Origin of the sequence: Arachidicoccus terrestris, from assembly GCF_020042345.1 — a bacterium.
Lineage (GTDB): Bacteria > Bacteroidota > Bacteroidia > Chitinophagales > Chitinophagaceae > Arachidicoccus > Arachidicoccus terrestris.
Genome location: NZ_CP083387.1, coordinates 2,586,823 through 2,602,979, shown reverse-complemented (window position 1 = coordinate 2,602,979; position 16,157 = coordinate 2,586,823). Strand labels below are relative to the sequence as shown.

The following is a 16,157-nucleotide window of genomic DNA, read 5'->3' as shown; positions in this document are numbered from 1 at the left end:
TTGGAAAAGCCCTTGTTCGCTAATTACCTTAGCGCTCTGAATCTTTTTCCTTTAACGAATTATTCTTTCTCCTACCATCATCTTTCTCCCGGTTCGCCCGCAGCGCCCTGGAGCCCCAAAAAATAAGTGCGCCAACGGCTGTGATGAGCAGTAATTTCTCTATGGACTTCACAATCAAAAACAAAACGAGCCATACCACTACAAAACCCCAGATTTTTTGATTATTATTTTTCGCCACGGGTACGCTCCTTTTATATAGCACATTTCAGGCTAAATCACACTGCCGCCTCTGCCGAACATCTCATCGTCTTTATCTGTTCTGGACTGGTCTTCCAATGGAAACTCCTTTCGCATCGGAAAATAATCCATTTCCTCAACATTCTGAATACGCTTCAGGTTAGGGTGCCCTTTAAAAATAACCCCATAGAAATCATACGCCTCCCTTTCCTGCCAGTTGGCTGATTCAAATAAAGCGGTGGCTGTATTGATTTGGGGATCGTTAATATCTATAAAGCATTTAAATCGGAAGCGGACATTATCTACCAGATTATGCATATGATAGACGACTGCCAGTTCCCTGCCCTTATCTTCCGGATAATGAACCACGGTCACATCGGTCAGAAAGCGGAAGGCCAGTTCCGGCTCATCATATAGATATTGTAAAAGTTCGATATTTTTATCTGCATCAATTTCAAAGGTCAGCATTCCGTACGGCTCTTCAAAGCCCTTTACGGCATCACCAAACTTATCCTGAATTTTTTGCTGGATCGTTTCATTTGTCATTGGTAGATTCTCTTTGGGGTATTCCTGTATGATTATTGAATACCGTAAGTTCCCATCAATTTTTTATAATGCTCACTGTTTCTGCGGCGCAGGCTCTCATGACCGGCCAGTTCCTGAATGCGCATAAAGCCATCCAGAATAGCTTCAGGCCGGGGTGGGCAGCCTGGCACATAAACATCTACAGGGACAACCTGGTCGATCCCCTGTAATACAGAATAGGTGTCGAATATCCCGCCGGAGGAAGCACAGGCGCCCACCGCCATTACCCAACGGGGTTCTGCCATCTGCATATATACCTGGCGCACGATAGGCGCCATTTTCTTAGCGATTGTACCCATGACCATGAGCAGGTCGCATTGGCGAGGGGTGAAGGCCATACGCTCTGCCCCGAAACGGGCCAGATCATAGGTGGCCGCGGCAGTAGCCATGAACTCAATTCCACAGCAGGATGTAGCAAAAGGCAGCGGCCACAGGGAGTTCTTTCTCCCTAATGCAACTACCTTTTCAAGATTGGTGGCAAAATAACCTTCACCATTCAATCCCTCAGGCATTTCTGCGATAGCTATGTTATCGTTTATATCGGATTGCTTAGGATGAATATTAAATCTAACAGGACGTGCCATTATTTTCTCCTTTTCTAAAAGACGCACTCAGGCGCCTGGTCTATAATCACAATTGAGCTACAAAAGTAGCATTCTGGCGGCAATATTAGTAATTTTAATTAATGAATTACCTAATTTTATAGGTATTGTTTGCAAACAATTGTTAGCCGTAAAGGCCGGTGTAGAGTGCAACCGGAAAGAATTGGAATTAAATTTAGCACTACAATATGTCTAATTTTTTGTTTAGAATTAAAAAATAAATTTTGTAACTAAAATCTTAGTTGTATATTTGAATTCTTAATTGGAGACGGATCCCTCCATGAACATTAAAATTTGAACTAAATGAAGACGTTGACAAAATCCGAAGAACAAGTGATGCAGGCTTTGTGGAAAGTGGAAAAAGGGTTTTTAAAAGATATTATCGATCAAATGCCCGACCCTAAACCACATACCAATACGGTCGCAACCATGCTCAAAATCCTGATTGAAAAAAAATTTGTTGATTATGAGGTTTTTAGCCGGGCGCATCGGTATTTTCCACTGATTAGTAAAGAATCCTACTCCAAAGGCTCGCTGAGCAAATTTGTAGACAATTACTTCAGTGGTTCCTACCAGCAGGCCGTTTCCTTTTTGGTGAAAGAAAAGGAAATGAGCATCCAGGATCTGGAATTGCTCTTACAGCAACTTAAAAAGTAATAAGGCTTTCCACTTTTCACATTCAAAGATGCCTCTTTTATTCATGCTTAATTCATTAAAGTTATGAACCACCTTATCGCCTATGTATTGAAGGTAATACTTTGTTCTGCTATTTTCTTTGCTTATTACCTGATCGCCCTGAGAAATAAGAACTTTCATCCCTATAACCGGTTTTATTTGTTGACCACAGCTGTGATCAGTGCATTTTTACCGCTCTTACATATTAGTATGTTCGATTTTAGCAGTAACAATGCCCGAATGCTGGCGCTTTTTCAGATGATGGGCAGCGGGCAGCTTCCAACTGTCATCATAGGTAACGCGCCTAAAGCCATTGATTGGGAACAAATCGGTCTAATTGTGTCATTATCGATCACTTTTATACTAGTTCTGCTAATGGTCATTCGGATTGCCCGGGTATTCCAGCTAAAAAGGAAATTTCCCAGCAGAACAATAAACAATATAAGCTTTATCAATACGAATATCGAACAGGCACCTTTTTCTTTTTTGAACAACCTGTTCTGGAGAAAAGACATACTGCTTTCAGACCAGGTTGGAAAGCAGATTTATAAGCATGAAATGGCGCACATCAGGCAAAGACATTCTCTGGACAAGCTGCTAATGCAACTTATCAGAGCGATTTTCTGGATAAACCCCGTTTATTATTTCGTAGAGCGGGAACTGCTGCTGATCCATGAGTATATGGCGGATCAAAGAGCCGTCAAGGAGGGCGATGGTGAGGCTTTCGCCAGGATGCTACTGGCAACCCAAATCAGTGGATTTGCCTTTGAGCCGGCTCATTCGTTATCTTATTCATCTATTAAAAAAAGATTACACATGATTACTAATAGTCATAAACCAAAGTATAGTTACCTCAGAAGGCTGTTATTCCTGCCTTTGCTCTTTACGGTGACATTTGTATTTGCCTTGAGGGCGCACCAGAAAAAAGTGGCTGACGAAACCAGAAACATAGAGCAGCTGCTGGCCCTGCAGACGGATAATACTTCTTCTTCCACCCAACCGATGCATGGGAAGATTGAATTTTCCAAGGTGGCAGATTCAGTGCGTCCAGACTCTCTAAAACATAAAGTACAGTTCACAACCAACGGGAAGAAACCGCTGGTGTTCCTGGACGGAAAAAAACAACCGGCGGATTATGATATGAATCAGCTAGATGCCAATTCCATTCAGAGTATCAAGGTACTCAAGGATGGATATGCAACCCAGGCATACGGCGATAAGGCCAAAGACGGAGTGGTGCTGATAACTACGAAGGCATACGCAGCCAAACAGAAGGGACTTCGGCCCGTCACAGTGGTGGGCTTCCTAGGTCAGGGTGCAAACAATGAGCCGTCTGGTCATCCTGCCCAGACACAAAAAAATAATCAGAAGGAAATTGTCGTGGTCGGCTACGGCTCCGCATCTAAAGCAAAATCCGACGGGGACTCTCTGTCCGGGGAGGCTATCGGCATCAACAGCCGCCCGGGAGCAACGACTGCAAGCCAACCCCTTTATATTCTCGACGGGAAGCCGATTACCAATGCGCAGATGAAGGCGATCTCTCCCAACGAAATAGAAAAAATTGATGTCCTGAAAGAAAAGAGTGCCACAGCGATCTATGGCAGCAAGGCCAAAAATGGGGTGGTCATCATTACGACAAAGGAAGGCGGAGCTAAATTAAAAAAGGCGAGCGACCAGAGCGACTCCAAGGAGTTTACCCAAGTGCAAGTGGAACCGAAATTTCCAGGAGGGAAGGAAGCCTGGGCTAAATTCCTGGAAAGGAATACAAAGCAGGGTGTGCCAGTTGAGCATCATGCGCCGGTGGGAACGTATAAGGTGACCGTCAGCTTTTTGGTAGACAAGGAGGGCAATGTCTCGGAAGTTAAGGCTATCAGCAAGGATGCGAAGGACTATGGAACTGCTGAGGAGGCAGTAAGGGTGATCAAAAGCAGTGGCAAATGGCTGCCTGCCAGACAAAACGGTTTACCGGTAGGCTACCGGCAAAAACAGGAGATCATTTTTACAGTCATGAAATAATAATATAGGTACGATGCCTGGCTCGGATGGCAATTAGTTTACCTGTTCCTTTTAATAACTTAGCGATGAATTATCTTATTGTCTATTTACTGAAGGTGGTGCTCTGTTCAGCTATTTTTTTTGGCTATTACCTGTTGGTACTCCAAAATAAAAACTTTCACCCCTATAACAGGTTTTACCTATTATCTACGGCAATACTTAGTGCTTTACTGCCGCTGCTGCATATTAGTATGTTTGATTTTACCAGCGATAATGAAAGGATATTGGCACTACTGGCCATGCTTGGCAGCAGCACGGGAGAGCTGCCCACCGTAATGGTAGGCCAGAGAGCGGATATGAATTGGCTGACCGGGGAACAGGTCTGCATAATTATCTATCTGTCAGTTACATTAGCTTTAGTTGCCTTGATGGTGATCCGTATTTTTAAAGTCTACGCACTTAGAAAGCGCTTTCCTATAAAGACGATTGACAGAGTTAATTTTATCAACACCAATATAGAACAGGCCCCCTTCTCTTTTCTGAACAACCTGTTCTGGAGAAAAGACATTGTTCTCACTGATAAAATAGGGGAGCAGATTTATCGGCATGAGATGGCCCATATTCGTCAAAGACATTCGTTGGATAAAATCTTGCTGCAGGTTCTAAGAGCTGTTTTCTGGATGAACCCGGTTTATTATTATATGCAAAAAGAACTGCTGTTGATTCATGAGTTCATGGCGGATCAAAAGGCCATTGAAGATGGCGATGGAGAAGCGTTTGCCAGAATGCTGCTGGCAAGCCAGTTAAGCGGGTTCCAGTTTGAGCCTGCACATTCTTTATCTTATTCATCCATAAAAAAAAGACTGCACATGATTACCAATAGTCAAAAACCCAAATACAGCTATCTGAGAAGGCTCTTGTTTCTACCCCTGCTCTTTAGCGTTACTTTCGTCTTTGCGCTCAGGGCACATCAAAAGCAAGTAGCGGATCAAACTGCTGACCTGGAAGCAATGGTGGCCGGTGTTCAGCTGGAAAGCAAGGCGGATAATACCGCCAACGCTAAGTCAAAGGAGATAGTTTTCAGGCACACTGATTCTACAAAACCTACCATTGTCAAATTCCAAGACAAAGACTCCGCGCACAAACCGTTGTTCATCGTTGACGGCAAAGAGCAGGCACCCGGCACATCATTAGACGATTTGGAAGCCGATGAAATTGAAAGTATCCATGTATATAAAGAAAAGTATGCTACCGGCAAGTACGGTGATAAAGGCAAGAACGGCGTGATCGAAGTAATCACCAAAGCGCATACCGCTAAGTCAGGCAAAACCGATATGAGGGCTGTTACCATAGTCGGATATAAAGAGGATAATGATGCTGCAGGGACTCCGCATACATTCACAGCTACGAAAGATGCAGCCGCAGCGCAAAAGAGTAGCCAAAGTGAAATCGTGGTGCAGGGGCATCCATTCAAAACAGCCAAATTGAAAGGAAAGGCTGTGGGCCTGCAACTCGGAAAAACAAATGTCACATCTGAACCAAAAGTAATCAGAGACGTAAAAATCGGAGGCTATCAGCCTAATCCAAAGGATCTCATCGCACAAAACAAAAGGCAAGGAGTACCGGGCGGGAAACTTCCGGAAGATGCACTGTATATAATTGATGGAAAAAAGGCCACTCAGTTGGATCTTAATCGACTCCCCGCTAATGAAATTAATCATATATCCGTTTTAAAAAATAAGGCCTCTCTGGAAAAATTCGATGCAGCCGGAAGGACTGCCGTTGTAGTGATTACCACTAAAAAGAGCGCGGGACATGCTCCTGTATTTACACAAACGATGCGGGAGCCACGTTTTCCGGGTGGAACAGATGCCTGGAGAAAATATCTGGAACGCAATCTGCAGTCTTCAGTGGCTGTTAAAAACGGCGCTCCTGTAGGCACTTATGAAATCATTGTCTCCTTTTTGGTCGATAAAAAAGGGAGTACTTCAGAATTCCATGTTCTCAGTAAACCTGAAAAAGACTACGGTACAGCCGCTGAAGCGGCCAGGGTGATCAAAGAGAGTGGCAGGTGGCTACCCGCCCTACAAAATGGCAGACCAGTTGCTTTTCGGCAAAAACAAAAAATGATTTTTCAGGTAAGCCAATAATTACAGGTAAGAATTTAGCACAATATGTAAACTGACCTTAAAGCAGCAACTATTATTTTTAAAGCCCGCCGCTGATTATTCAGAGAGCGGGCTTTGTATTTAATTGAGTGTCAGTCGCTTTATCCTTACCACGATTTGAGGTTATCTTTTTAAGCAAAGCTATCTTGAATAAGGGTTTGGCTTAGTATTTGATTATATCAATTTTGTTGTTAATTTGTAACTGAATCATGCATTGTTGCAAACAACATAATCCATCACATCTAAACTAATACATTATGGATAGCAATATTCTGAACTATGCCAAAGAATTATTAAGCGGAAATTTTACTGAACAGGTTGCCGGTAAACTTGGAGAAAGTGCTCACGGAGTTAAAAGTGCCGTAGCCGCCATCATTCCCACTATTTTTGGGGGTATCGCACAAAAGGTATCTAATGAACCTTCGTTCCTGTCTACTGTTGTCAGTGAAGCTAAAAACATTTTCGCAAATCATTCCTTATCCGACCTATCCGGCTTTATTACCGGTGACAATAAAAATCCTGAAGCGACCCAGGCCGGCTCTTTTCTTTATGACGTTTTCGGAGGCAAGCTTCACGGTATCGTGGAAAAGATTGCCGGCTTCACCGGCATTAAAAATGAAAATATCCGCAAATTATTGGATACCGCACAAATAGGTGCACTTGGCAGTATTGGTAAACACCTGTCTGAAGAAAACGGCTCTCAATCGGAACTGGCCGGTTTCTTCACCGAAAACAAAGCTGCGTTCTTAAGTGCCATTCCGGCTTCCCTCGGATTTGGAAGCATACTGTCCGGCGTACATGAAGTACAACAACCTGCTCCTCACACCGCAGCCGCCCACTCGGACGCTCATTATCACGAACAGGCGCCTAAAGATCTCTCAAAGGGAGATAACAAATTCTTTGTCCCAATGATTTTAACGATTATCATTCTGGGCCTCATTATATGGTTGTTTAGAGGATGCTGGGGTAATGAAAAGGTGCATGACCATGTCGTCGGAAGTCATCAGGACGACACCACAGCAAGCTTGTCTGCACCTGTTCCCGATGTGAGTACAGGAGCCCTGGATACTGTAACAGGGAACTACATATATAACACTGGTGAAGTTACGAGCATCAAATTACCGAATAACACGACCATCGAAGGTGTAGGTGAAAACAGCACTGAAAATAAGCTCTTCCAGTTCTTAAATGACGCAAATGCCACCGTGGACACCGTAGACAAGACAAAAGGCTGGATTTCTTTTGACCGTCTATATTTTAAGACCTCCAGCAGTGACCTGACAGACGAGTCAAAAAAACAATTAAACAATATAGCCCAGATACTGAAAGCATTCCCTAATGCTACTATTAAGCTTGGCGGCTATACAGACAATTCCGGTAATGCAGATAGTAATCTGAAACTCAGTACTGAACGGGCCAATTCCGCTCGGGCGGCACTCATCGCAGACGGTATTGAAGAAGCCCGTGTTGCAGCTGAAGGATATGGCCAGGAGCATCCAGTTGCAACCAATGACACACCGGAAGGCAAAGCACAAAATAGACGTATTGACCTTAGGGTAACAAAGAAATAATCCTGTATTTATCGATTACAATGAGAGAAAGGGGCCATCCAGCCCCTTTTTTCATACGGTAAATGGTGAAAAAGGCCGAATTCAGATAATTTATGTCTGATATAGACGGTTTACCGACGCATTGACGTCATTTAGCGAAAAGGGCTTTTATAACCTAATAAAGGCTGCTATTTTTGTCTTATAAAATCGCAGAAATGGAAAACGAAGAAAATAAAACCTGGCAACATCCGGAAGTCGAAAGATCTCATGAGGATAAAGAACGTTACGATGCGATGTTCCGGTCCAGGGTAAGTCATAATAAAGCATTAGTTGGCATCTTTATCGTTATTATCGGTATTGTCCTGTTATTAAAACAGATTCCCAGTATAGGTGTCTTTTTACCCGACTGGCTCTTTACCTGGCCCATGATCCTGATCGTGATTGGTGCCTTTATATTCTTGAAAAACGGTTTTGGAGGCCTCCCTCCCATTATCATCGGCTTATTTTTTCTCTTACGGGAAGAAAACCTCTTAAGTGATCAGGTTCGCAACTATGCAATCCCCTTACTGGTTATTGTTGTTGGCCTGATCTTCATTTTGAAGCGAAACCATCATCCCCATTTTAGAAGAGGTATGCGTAGACGGTTCAGAGGCCGGGATCGCTTCGATAGGGAATGCATGGTCAGTAACTGGGACTATAGTGATAAAAGCAGTGAAGATTATCTGGATGTCAATTCTGTTTTTGGCAGCGCAGAAAAATCCATGTTTACAAAATCCTTTAAAGGCGGTAATATTAATTGCGCCTTTGGCGGTGCCAAAATCAACCTGTCCCAGGCAGATCTGGAAGAAAAAGCGGTCTTAAATATTTCTGTTGCCTTTGGTGGTGCCGAAATCACCGTTCCTGCAAACTGGCAGGTACAAAATGATCTGACCGCCATACTGGGGGGCATTGAGGATAAAAGGAGAATGACAACAGCCGATGACCGCAAGAAAACGCTGATACTCAGAGGCGGCATATTTTGTGGTGGCGTAGAAATAAAAAATTAAACATTGATCCATGCCCGTTAATGTCAATAAGCTCAATATCAAATTAAGTACACTGATACTTTTGTTTACGCTGGCTGGAGGGCAATTTTTATGGCTACACTTCACCTTTCATATTGAGCCTCTGGTTGCGGGAGTGGACAGTCTGGGGACCTATTTCTTAATGTATGGCCTGGTATTATTCATCCGGTATAGTCCGGTATTCTATATACCTAAATATATTAAATACGGCATTATAGAAGTTCCCAGTTTTATCCTCACGATGCTTTGGGTGTATTTTAGTAAACACGCACTGCTGGAGTTTTTTGATCACGACCAGCTTTATGTGGAGTCCTGGGATAAAACGATCATAGGCAGAATCATCATTGGATGGCTTTTACTAAGCATGGCTATTATCTGCCATTTGATACTTTCGGAGCTAAGAAAAGCCGAGGAAGCGGTTAAGTTGCAACAGCAGGCAGAGGATTTAAGAAAGGAAGCTGAGCTTTTTAAATTAAGGCAACAATTGCAACCGCATTTTTTGTTCAATAGCCTGAATTCGATCAATGCACTCATCAACCGGCAACCCAAAGATGCCAGAAAGATGGTTCAGCAATTGTCGGATTACCTCCGCAATACATTAAAAAAAGAAGATGATCGCTTTGTTTTGTTACAGGAAGAGCTAAATGACTTGCAATTATATTTAGCCATCGAAAAGGTCAGATTCGGGCACCGGTTAAAAATAACGGAAGAAATAGAGGTCCACAATGAAGGGACAAAGGTTCCGCCCTTTTTAATCCAGCCGCTGGTAGAGAATGCGATTAAATATGGCCTCTACGGAACCACAGGAGAAGTAGATATCTCCATAAATGTCAAAACCTATCAGGGCAACCTGGTGTTCAAGATCAGCAACCCTTACGATAAGGACGGTGTAACGGTGAAGGGAACGGGATTCGGCCTGGAGTCTATTAAAAGGAGGCTTTACTTATTATTCGCCAGAAACGATCTTTTGAGAATTGAGAAGCTGACCTTAAAACAAGAAGAACAGGAACCCGTTCATCTGTTTGTTGCCACGCTTCTGATACCAATGGAATATATTAAGGATTAAAATATTTATTTATGCGCACTATTATTATCGACGACGAACCACTGGCAAGATCGCTACTTATTGAGCTGCTGGAAGAGCATAAAGACATTGAAGTCATCGCAGAATGCAATGATGGTTTCGAAGGGTTGAAAGCCATCCAGGAATTACAGCCTGAACTGGTGTTTTTAGACATCCAGATGCCCAAAATTACAGGTTTTGAAATGCTGGAGTTATTGGATAATCCACCTAAAATCATCTTCACTACCGCCTACGACGAATATGCGTTAAAGGCATTTGAAGTAAATGCACTCGATTATCTGCTGAAACCCGTTCACGCGGACAGATTGTCTGGCGCTTTAGGCAAAGTGCGCAATTATGCACAGGGAGAATCTCAGCTATCCAGAGACCGGATCATTCCCCAGATGCCGGAACAGATGCAGCGTATCGTTGTAAAGGCAGGCGGCGAGGTAAAAATATTGCCTTTACAGGATGTATTCTATCTGGAAGCTGCGGACGATTATGTTAAAATACATACTTCAGACAAATACTATCTCAAACACCAGACGATGAGCAATTTTGAGCAACAATTGCCATCACATCAGTTTGTCAGAATACATCGGTCTTATCTGGTCAATATCCAGCATATACATAAAGTCGATCTTTATGAAAAAGAACAGTATTGCGTTATTCTAAGAAACGATGCAAGGTTGCAGGTCAGCCGGACCGGCTATACCAAGTTAAAGGCAGAACTTGGCTTTTAACTTCAAATAAATCATAGAACACCTCAAAATAATTAGTAATGGAACTGGCACATAGATTAAGTCAACTCAGAAAGGAAAAAGGGCTTACCCAACAGGCGCTGGCAGAATTAACAGGAACCCATCCTAACGTAATTGGCAAATACGAGCTTGGACTTGCCATCCCCTCTGTGGATATGGCTGGCAAGCTGGCACATGCTTTAAACGTTTCGATCGATTATTTAGCCGGAAATGATGATATTATTGTAGATAACCGGCTGATGGATAAAATTAAATCCTTGTTGAAACTTCCCGAGGATGTAAAAAACTCCGTCATGTACTCTTTGGATAAACTCATCGGGAAAGCGAAAGGCAGTATTGCCTGATCTCTGATGGTCTCCTTTAGACAGGCAGCATTAGGACGCTATGCTTCCCAATGCTGCCTGCAAAAAAACTTGCCTTATATCCCACAAAACACTTCTTCTAATAGATCGGAAGCTGCTCCCCTTTTAATCCGGGGTTGTCATCTATCATGCCATCGGATAAAGGCATACACTCCATTTTGTTCTTTTTCGCGCCTTCAAATAGTCCGGTAACCCAGGGCGCAGTAGCGTCAAGAGGAAAATTACCTGCTCCGGCTGCCGGTTCCCCGGTGAACATATCAAGTAATGTATATCCCGCTGACGAAAGGGAGTCAACAACAGATTCTGATGGCATAGTCTTATAGCCTATATAAGGAACAGACACCACCGGATCATTAAAATCTGTGGCGGTTTCCAGCTTATAGGCTCTATAGGCATCAATATCGGCATATTGCCCGCTTCTGGTTGCCATATCGATCACCCTTTGTCTGGCAGCCCTGATCGTATCAAACATCACACCCCACCGGACTAAATCCGTTCTCCTTAATCCTTCAAAAGCGAGCTCTAACTTCCGTTCCCGCATAATAGCGTTTCTAAAATCAACATAATTGCCTGGAGTGATGCCGATTAAATCCTTATTTCCTCCAAATGCCCTGATCCTCACCGCTTCCAATGCATCTTTGGCTTTATCTGTAGGGCCTTGATATAATTCATTTTGCGCTTCAGCATACATCAGCAGCACATCAGCGTACCGGAGCCAGGGCCAGTCAATATTCCTTTTGTTGACCGCAGTTCCCTTATCAGCCATCCAGGTAACCCTGAACTTCCCGATACGATTATTGCCATATGGATTCATTTGTCGCTCGTTAGCCGCGGTAACGCTATAATTGGCAATAGATACATCCCGGCGCTCATCACCCTTCTGATAATCAAACCATAACGTCGGTATGACGGCGATCAGTGGAAAAGCCTTAGCATAAATGGAGCTTGTATTGGTAAAAATTCCATTGGTATACCCGATCCCTCCACCATTCACGTCGTTACCATACTGACCATACTCAAGCATGGTTTCATTGTCGTATTTTCCCTGAACCAGGTTTCTAAAAACCGTTTCATAGCTCGGCAAAAGCATATTCTCTCCCCGCATTATTACTTTTTCGCAGGCGTCGGAGGCGATCTGATACAACGCTTTAATTCGATTCGCATCCGCTCTTTTTCCCAGTCTGACGCTAGATGCGGCATAAGTCTTCAGATCCCATCTTAAAGAGTAACCGGCTGCATAAAGAGCTACCCTGGCGAGAATCCCATAGGCAGCATTCTTTGAAAATCTTTCCGGTGTCGCAATCATCCCTTCGCTGTACCATGGCAATAGTTCAACCGCCTTCTGTAAATCAGTGATACAACCATCGTAAATGGTATCCCTGCTGACTCTGGAAGCGTACATTGAGGTGTCATCTGTAATCGGAACCGTCCGGTAGGGAACATCGCCCCAGTATCGAACCAGATTAAAGTAGCTTAGAGCACGAATCGCATAACACTCCCCTAATAACATATCAATTCTTTTCTCCTCAGCGGCGTCTGTACCTTTCATCTCACTTAAATTCTTGATACAGACATTACTGTATTCAATGCCGCTATACATCGAATTATACGTATCAGAAGGAACAAGATTAGGGCTATATTCAAAATTCGAAAGCAGCCATTTGGATCCTCCGATTCCTTCAGAGGATATCGATTCGTCATTCCCATCTCCCAGTCTATAATATATATCACGGTTAAAGGTTTTGGTATACGCACCCAATACTGCCATTTCAGCTGAGCTGACGGTAGCAAAAGTGGTCTGGCTGTCATAAGCGCTCGGATTTGGAATATCCAGCCACTTTTTACAGGAAAACAGAGAACCCATTAATGCGAAGGTCAAAATAAATGCTATAATATTATATGAAACTTTCATAATTGATGATTTTAAACATTAGAAGGACAGATTAATGCCGGCGACGAAACTTCTGGATCTTGGATAGGCAGATGCATCAACACCGTTCCCCAATACGCCGTCAGAAGACGCTACTTCCGAATCATATCCTGTATAGCTGGTAAAAGTGTGAAGATTATGCACGGAGGCGTATATTCTGAACCCATCAATTTTCAGGCGTTTTAACACTGGTTCTGAAAAGCGGTATCCCAGTGTAATCGTATTGAGCCGCAGAAAGGAACCATCTTCCAGAAAATAGTCCGAGAAAACGGAAGTTCCGTTATAATTATTGTTTGGGTTTACACTCCAGACTGCTCGGGGGTCATGTTGCCGGGGATTCAGAGCGGCAAGCCGCGTTAAATCAGTTGTTTCTTTACCTGTCGTGGGATCTATCAACCTGAAACGGCTATCCATGATGGCCAGCGCCTCCTGATTAGGCAACCTGGGGCCTAAAAAGCGTTGATTATTTTCATTAAAGACCTGGTTGCCGTAGCTAAAATTCATAAATATGCTGAGGTCGAATCCTTTATATGAAAAATCGTTCGTGATTCCACCTGTAAAATCCGGTGCCGAATGGCCAATCACAGTCCTGTCATCAGTAGACCACACCGGATTACCGTTATCGTCCTGGTTGCCAGCGGTTGGTTTAAACTTGATATCACCTGGCTTAACCTGAGAAGAGCGCCCTTTTTCCCGGGCAATGCCGCCGTTCAGGCTATAAGAGCCATCGCTATTCTGGGTAAAATCATCTGTCGTATAAATGCCATCATACTTGTAACCATAGAACTGTCCCAGGGGTTTACCTACTTCGACAATAAAAGAACCCGAATACAACGTGCTGTTATCATTGGCCAGAGACAGGACTTTAGAACGGTTAAATGACATATTAAGATTTGTTGTCCACGTAAAGTTGCCGGAGCGAATATTTTGAGTCGTAAGGGAAAATTCAAAACCACTGTTGCGAATGGCGCCAATATTCTGGTATTGATTGGAATAGCCCGTCGAAGTGGGTATACTGGCTTTGAGCAATAAGTTTTTAGACTCGTTAATATAATAGTCTGCTGTTAAACTGATTCTGCTGTTTAAAATCGCCATATCTATGCCCAGGTCTTTTGTGCTGGTCTTTTCCCATTGAACAAGAGGATTGGCAAGCGTCCCTCCGGGAACAAGTGTACTTACCTCCTGGCGATCTATAGCATAAAAGCCCGCTCCGTATGAAGTAACATACATATAATTGCTTATGTCGCTGTTCCCGGTTGTACCGTAGCCCACGCGCAACTTCAAATCGTCAAATATGTTACTACTTTTCATGAATTTCTCCTGCGAGATCCGCCAGGCAGCAGACATCGAAGGAAACGTACCCCACCTGTGGCCAACTGCGAACTTTGACACGCCATCTCCCCGCAAGGTCGCTGTAAGAAGATATCTGTTACCATAATTATACATTACACGTCCAAACGCCGAGACTGTTCTTGATTTGCTGAGACCGGAAGATTTTGCGTATAAATTGGTCGCCATTCCAATATTATTCAAACCAAAATTATTTTCATTAAAGCCGTCATAGGTATTGCTAGAGGAACTGCTTTGTGCGGCATTCGTCTGCTGTCCCAGCATAACAGTGAGATGATGCAGGCCAAACTCCTGTTTCCATGTCAGGGTGTTTGTAACTTGCCAGGCGTCACCTTCGCCATTAGAGATACTGCCATAAGGGCCTCCATGTGCTTCAATCACATTCGCTGTAATGCCTTCATTCCAGGTTGTGTTATTGGTTTGTGTCCAGTTATAACTGGCCTGTGATCTCCAGGTAAGGTTTTTCAGAATCGAAATATCAATTCCCAGGTTTGCAGTAAAGGTCCTTCTTTTACTCTTTTGCGTGTTAGCATTATTAAATATAATAGGATTGTAAGCATCATACTGGGGATCCGTTTTACGCATCGAATCCGTCAAATCCATGGTGATAAGTTCCTGATCCGTGAAACGTACCCCTCCTGTCGGGGGTTGCAAAATACTCATTCTTAAAGCGCCCCCCAGAGACCCTCCCCCGTCAATTCTTCTATCGCTAAAATTCGAGTTAAAATCGATGCTTACTCTTTTACTGATCTGATGATTTATTTTAAATCTAAGGTTAAACTTCTGATCGCCATGTTTGGCTAAGATACCGTCCTGATCCATGACATTACCGTTCAATAAAAACCTTGTTTTTGAATTTCCGCCCGAGACAGACAGACTGTGATTTTGCATGATCGCCGACCCTCCAAAAACGAGATCTTGCCAGTCAATACCCGGATCAGACCCATATGTGTCGTGAATGTAGCCAGCAGCACCGGAATAGAAACCCGGATCATCAATATCTCCGCCAAAGTTTGTTGCCCAATCAAGCTGATTGCCTTGCAGTAATTGATACGCATACTGGTAGCCCACATATTGTGCCGGATTCATTAACTTCAATGGATGCGTGAGGCGCTGAATATCTATAAACCCATTATAAGACACCTTAGTTTTTCCCGCCTTTCCTGATTTGGTGGTGATGACTATTACACCATTAGAACCTCTGGCGCCATAGATCGCTGTAGCTGAAGCATCTTTAAGAACGGTTACCGTTTCTATATCATTGACGTCAATAGATGTCAGGTCTCCGCTTTCAAAACCATCTACAATATAAAGAGGCGATATGCTTTGCGTAATGGATGTTCCGCCACGCACGACGATATTGATATCTGCCCCCGGAGCGCCGCTTTGGGTGACAACATTTACACCGGGAATTTTACCTGTAATGGCCTGTGCTGCAGTTGCAACAGGAATCTGTTTGATTTCATCTCCCGATACCGTAGCAACAGAACCGGTCAGATCCTTTTTTTGGCTGGTACCATAGCCGATAACGACAACGTCATTTAATGCATCGCTCACGGGCGTCAGCCGGATATTAAATATTCTCTTACTTCCTATTGTCACAGTTTGCTTTTCGTATCCTACAAACGAAAATGTCAGTAGTGAATCACTTGTCGATATCGCCAGATTGAACTGTCCGTCTTTATCTGTCAAAACACCACTGGAGCTTCCTTCCACATACACATTTACACCGGGAAGCGGACCCGACTCTCCCAAAACTGTCCCCGTTAGATGAACCGGATGGTTTTGCGCATAAACACTGTTTGCCATCAAAAC

At 43.5% G+C, this 16,157-nt stretch carries 13 protein-coding genes; 8 read left to right on the top strand and 5 right to left on the bottom strand.

The window, feature by feature from the left end; all coding sequences use genetic code 11:
• Window positions 1–28: 28 nt before the first annotated feature.
• The 3 genes from K9M52_RS10075 to K9M52_RS10065 are packed head-to-tail and all read right to left on the bottom strand — an operon-like array spanning window position 29 to window position 1,406.
• On the bottom strand, window positions 29–238 hold the full coding sequence (locus K9M52_RS10075) for a hypothetical protein (protein ID WP_224068299.1): 210 nt from the start codon (window positions 236–238) through the stop codon (window positions 29–31).
• Window positions 239–270: 32 nt separating this feature from the next.
• Complete coding sequence (locus K9M52_RS10070) at window positions 271–783, bottom strand: NADH-quinone oxidoreductase subunit C (protein ID WP_224068298.1); 513 nt, start codon at window positions 781–783, stop codon at window positions 271–273.
• A gap of 32 nt (window positions 784–815) precedes the next feature.
• Window positions 816–1,406: an NADH-quinone oxidoreductase subunit B gene (locus K9M52_RS10065; RefSeq protein ID WP_224068297.1), complete on the bottom strand. Its 591-nt coding sequence runs from the start codon at window positions 1,404–1,406 to the stop codon at window positions 816–818.
• A gap of 321 nt (window positions 1,407–1,727) precedes the next feature.
• Here K9M52_RS10065 and K9M52_RS10060 point away from each other — a divergent pair, with 321 nt between their 5' ends.
• The 8 genes from K9M52_RS10060 to K9M52_RS10025 all read left to right on the top strand — a co-directional run bounded on the left by K9M52_RS10060 (window position 1,728) and on the right by K9M52_RS10025 (window position 11,044).
• Window positions 1,728–2,081, top strand: a complete 354-nt coding sequence (locus tag K9M52_RS10060; protein ID WP_224068296.1) for a BlaI/MecI/CopY family transcriptional regulator — start codon at window positions 1,728–1,730, stop codon at window positions 2,079–2,081.
• Window positions 2,082–2,144: 63 nt separating this feature from the next.
• Window positions 2,145–4,115, top strand: a complete 1,971-nt coding sequence (locus K9M52_RS10055) for a M56 family metallopeptidase (RefSeq protein ID WP_224068295.1) — start codon at window positions 2,145–2,147, stop codon at window positions 4,113–4,115.
• Between the two features lie 65 nt (window positions 4,116–4,180).
• The gene (locus K9M52_RS10050) at window positions 4,181–6,244 is read left to right on the top strand and encodes a M56 family metallopeptidase (RefSeq protein WP_224068294.1); all 2,064 of its coding nucleotides are present in this window, start codon (window positions 4,181–4,183) and stop codon (window positions 6,242–6,244) included.
• 275 nt (window positions 6,245–6,519) lie between these two features.
• Window positions 6,520–7,833: an OmpA family protein gene (locus tag K9M52_RS10045; RefSeq protein WP_224068293.1), complete on the top strand. Its 1,314-nt coding sequence runs from the start codon at window positions 6,520–6,522 to the stop codon at window positions 7,831–7,833.
• A 194-nt stretch (window positions 7,834–8,027) separates the two neighbouring features.
• Complete coding sequence (locus K9M52_RS10040) at window positions 8,028–8,858, top strand: LiaF transmembrane domain-containing protein (protein WP_224068292.1); 831 nt, start codon at window positions 8,028–8,030, stop codon at window positions 8,856–8,858.
• Between the two features lie 10 nt (window positions 8,859–8,868).
• Window positions 8,869–9,942, top strand: coding sequence for a sensor histidine kinase (locus tag K9M52_RS10035; protein WP_224068291.1), 1,074 nt, complete (start codon window positions 8,869–8,871; stop codon window positions 9,940–9,942).
• A gap of 11 nt (window positions 9,943–9,953) precedes the next feature.
• Window positions 9,954–10,682, top strand: a complete 729-nt coding sequence (locus K9M52_RS10030; protein WP_224068290.1) for a LytR/AlgR family response regulator transcription factor — start codon at window positions 9,954–9,956, stop codon at window positions 10,680–10,682.
• A gap of 38 nt (window positions 10,683–10,720) precedes the next feature.
• A complete protein-coding gene (locus tag K9M52_RS10025; RefSeq protein WP_224068289.1) occupies window positions 10,721–11,044 on the top strand; it encodes a helix-turn-helix domain-containing protein in 324 nt (107 codons plus the stop codon).
• A gap of 97 nt (window positions 11,045–11,141) precedes the next feature.
• Here K9M52_RS10025 and K9M52_RS10020 read toward each other — a convergent pair whose 3' ends face one another.
• A complete protein-coding gene (locus tag K9M52_RS10020; RefSeq protein ID WP_224068288.1) occupies window positions 11,142–12,974 on the bottom strand; it encodes a RagB/SusD family nutrient uptake outer membrane protein in 1,833 nt (610 codons plus the stop codon).
• A gap of 18 nt (window positions 12,975–12,992) precedes the next feature.
• Entirely contained in the window at window positions 12,993–16,151 is a 3,159-nt protein-coding gene (locus K9M52_RS10015; RefSeq protein WP_224068287.1) for a SusC/RagA family TonB-linked outer membrane protein, read from the bottom strand.
• Window positions 16,152–16,157: the final 6 nt, after the last annotated feature.

Excerpts from the sequence above, each read along its gene's own strand:
- K9M52_RS10070 (WP_224068298.1), bottom strand. The coding sequence starts at position 783 with ATGACAAATGAAACGATCCAGCAAAAAATTCAGGATAAGTTTGGTGAT.
- K9M52_RS10065 (WP_224068297.1), bottom strand. The coding sequence starts at position 1,406 with ATGGCACGTCCTGTTAGATTTAATATTCATCCTAAGCAATCCGATATA.
- K9M52_RS10060 (WP_224068296.1), top strand. The coding sequence starts at position 1,728 with ATGAAGACGTTGACAAAATCCGAAGAACAAGTGATGCAGGCTTTGTGG.
- K9M52_RS10055 (WP_224068295.1), top strand. The coding sequence starts at position 2,145 with ATGAACCACCTTATCGCCTATGTATTGAAGGTAATACTTTGTTCTGCT.
- K9M52_RS10050 (WP_224068294.1), top strand. The coding sequence starts at position 4,181 with ATGAATTATCTTATTGTCTATTTACTGAAGGTGGTGCTCTGTTCAGCT.
- K9M52_RS10045 (WP_224068293.1), top strand. The coding sequence starts at position 6,520 with ATGGATAGCAATATTCTGAACTATGCCAAAGAATTATTAAGCGGAAAT.
- K9M52_RS10040 (WP_224068292.1), top strand. The coding sequence starts at position 8,028 with ATGGAAAACGAAGAAAATAAAACCTGGCAACATCCGGAAGTCGAAAGA.
- K9M52_RS10035 (WP_224068291.1), top strand. The coding sequence starts at position 8,869 with ATGCCCGTTAATGTCAATAAGCTCAATATCAAATTAAGTACACTGATA.
- K9M52_RS10030 (WP_224068290.1), top strand. The coding sequence starts at position 9,954 with ATGCGCACTATTATTATCGACGACGAACCACTGGCAAGATCGCTACTT.
- K9M52_RS10025 (WP_224068289.1), top strand. The coding sequence starts at position 10,721 with ATGGAACTGGCACATAGATTAAGTCAACTCAGAAAGGAAAAAGGGCTT.
- K9M52_RS10020 (WP_224068288.1), bottom strand. The coding sequence starts at position 12,974 with ATGAAAGTTTCATATAATATTATAGCATTTATTTTGACCTTCGCATTA.
- K9M52_RS10015 (WP_224068287.1), bottom strand. The coding sequence starts at position 16,151 with ATGGCAAACAGTGTTTATGCGCAAAACCATCCGGTTCATCTAACGGGG.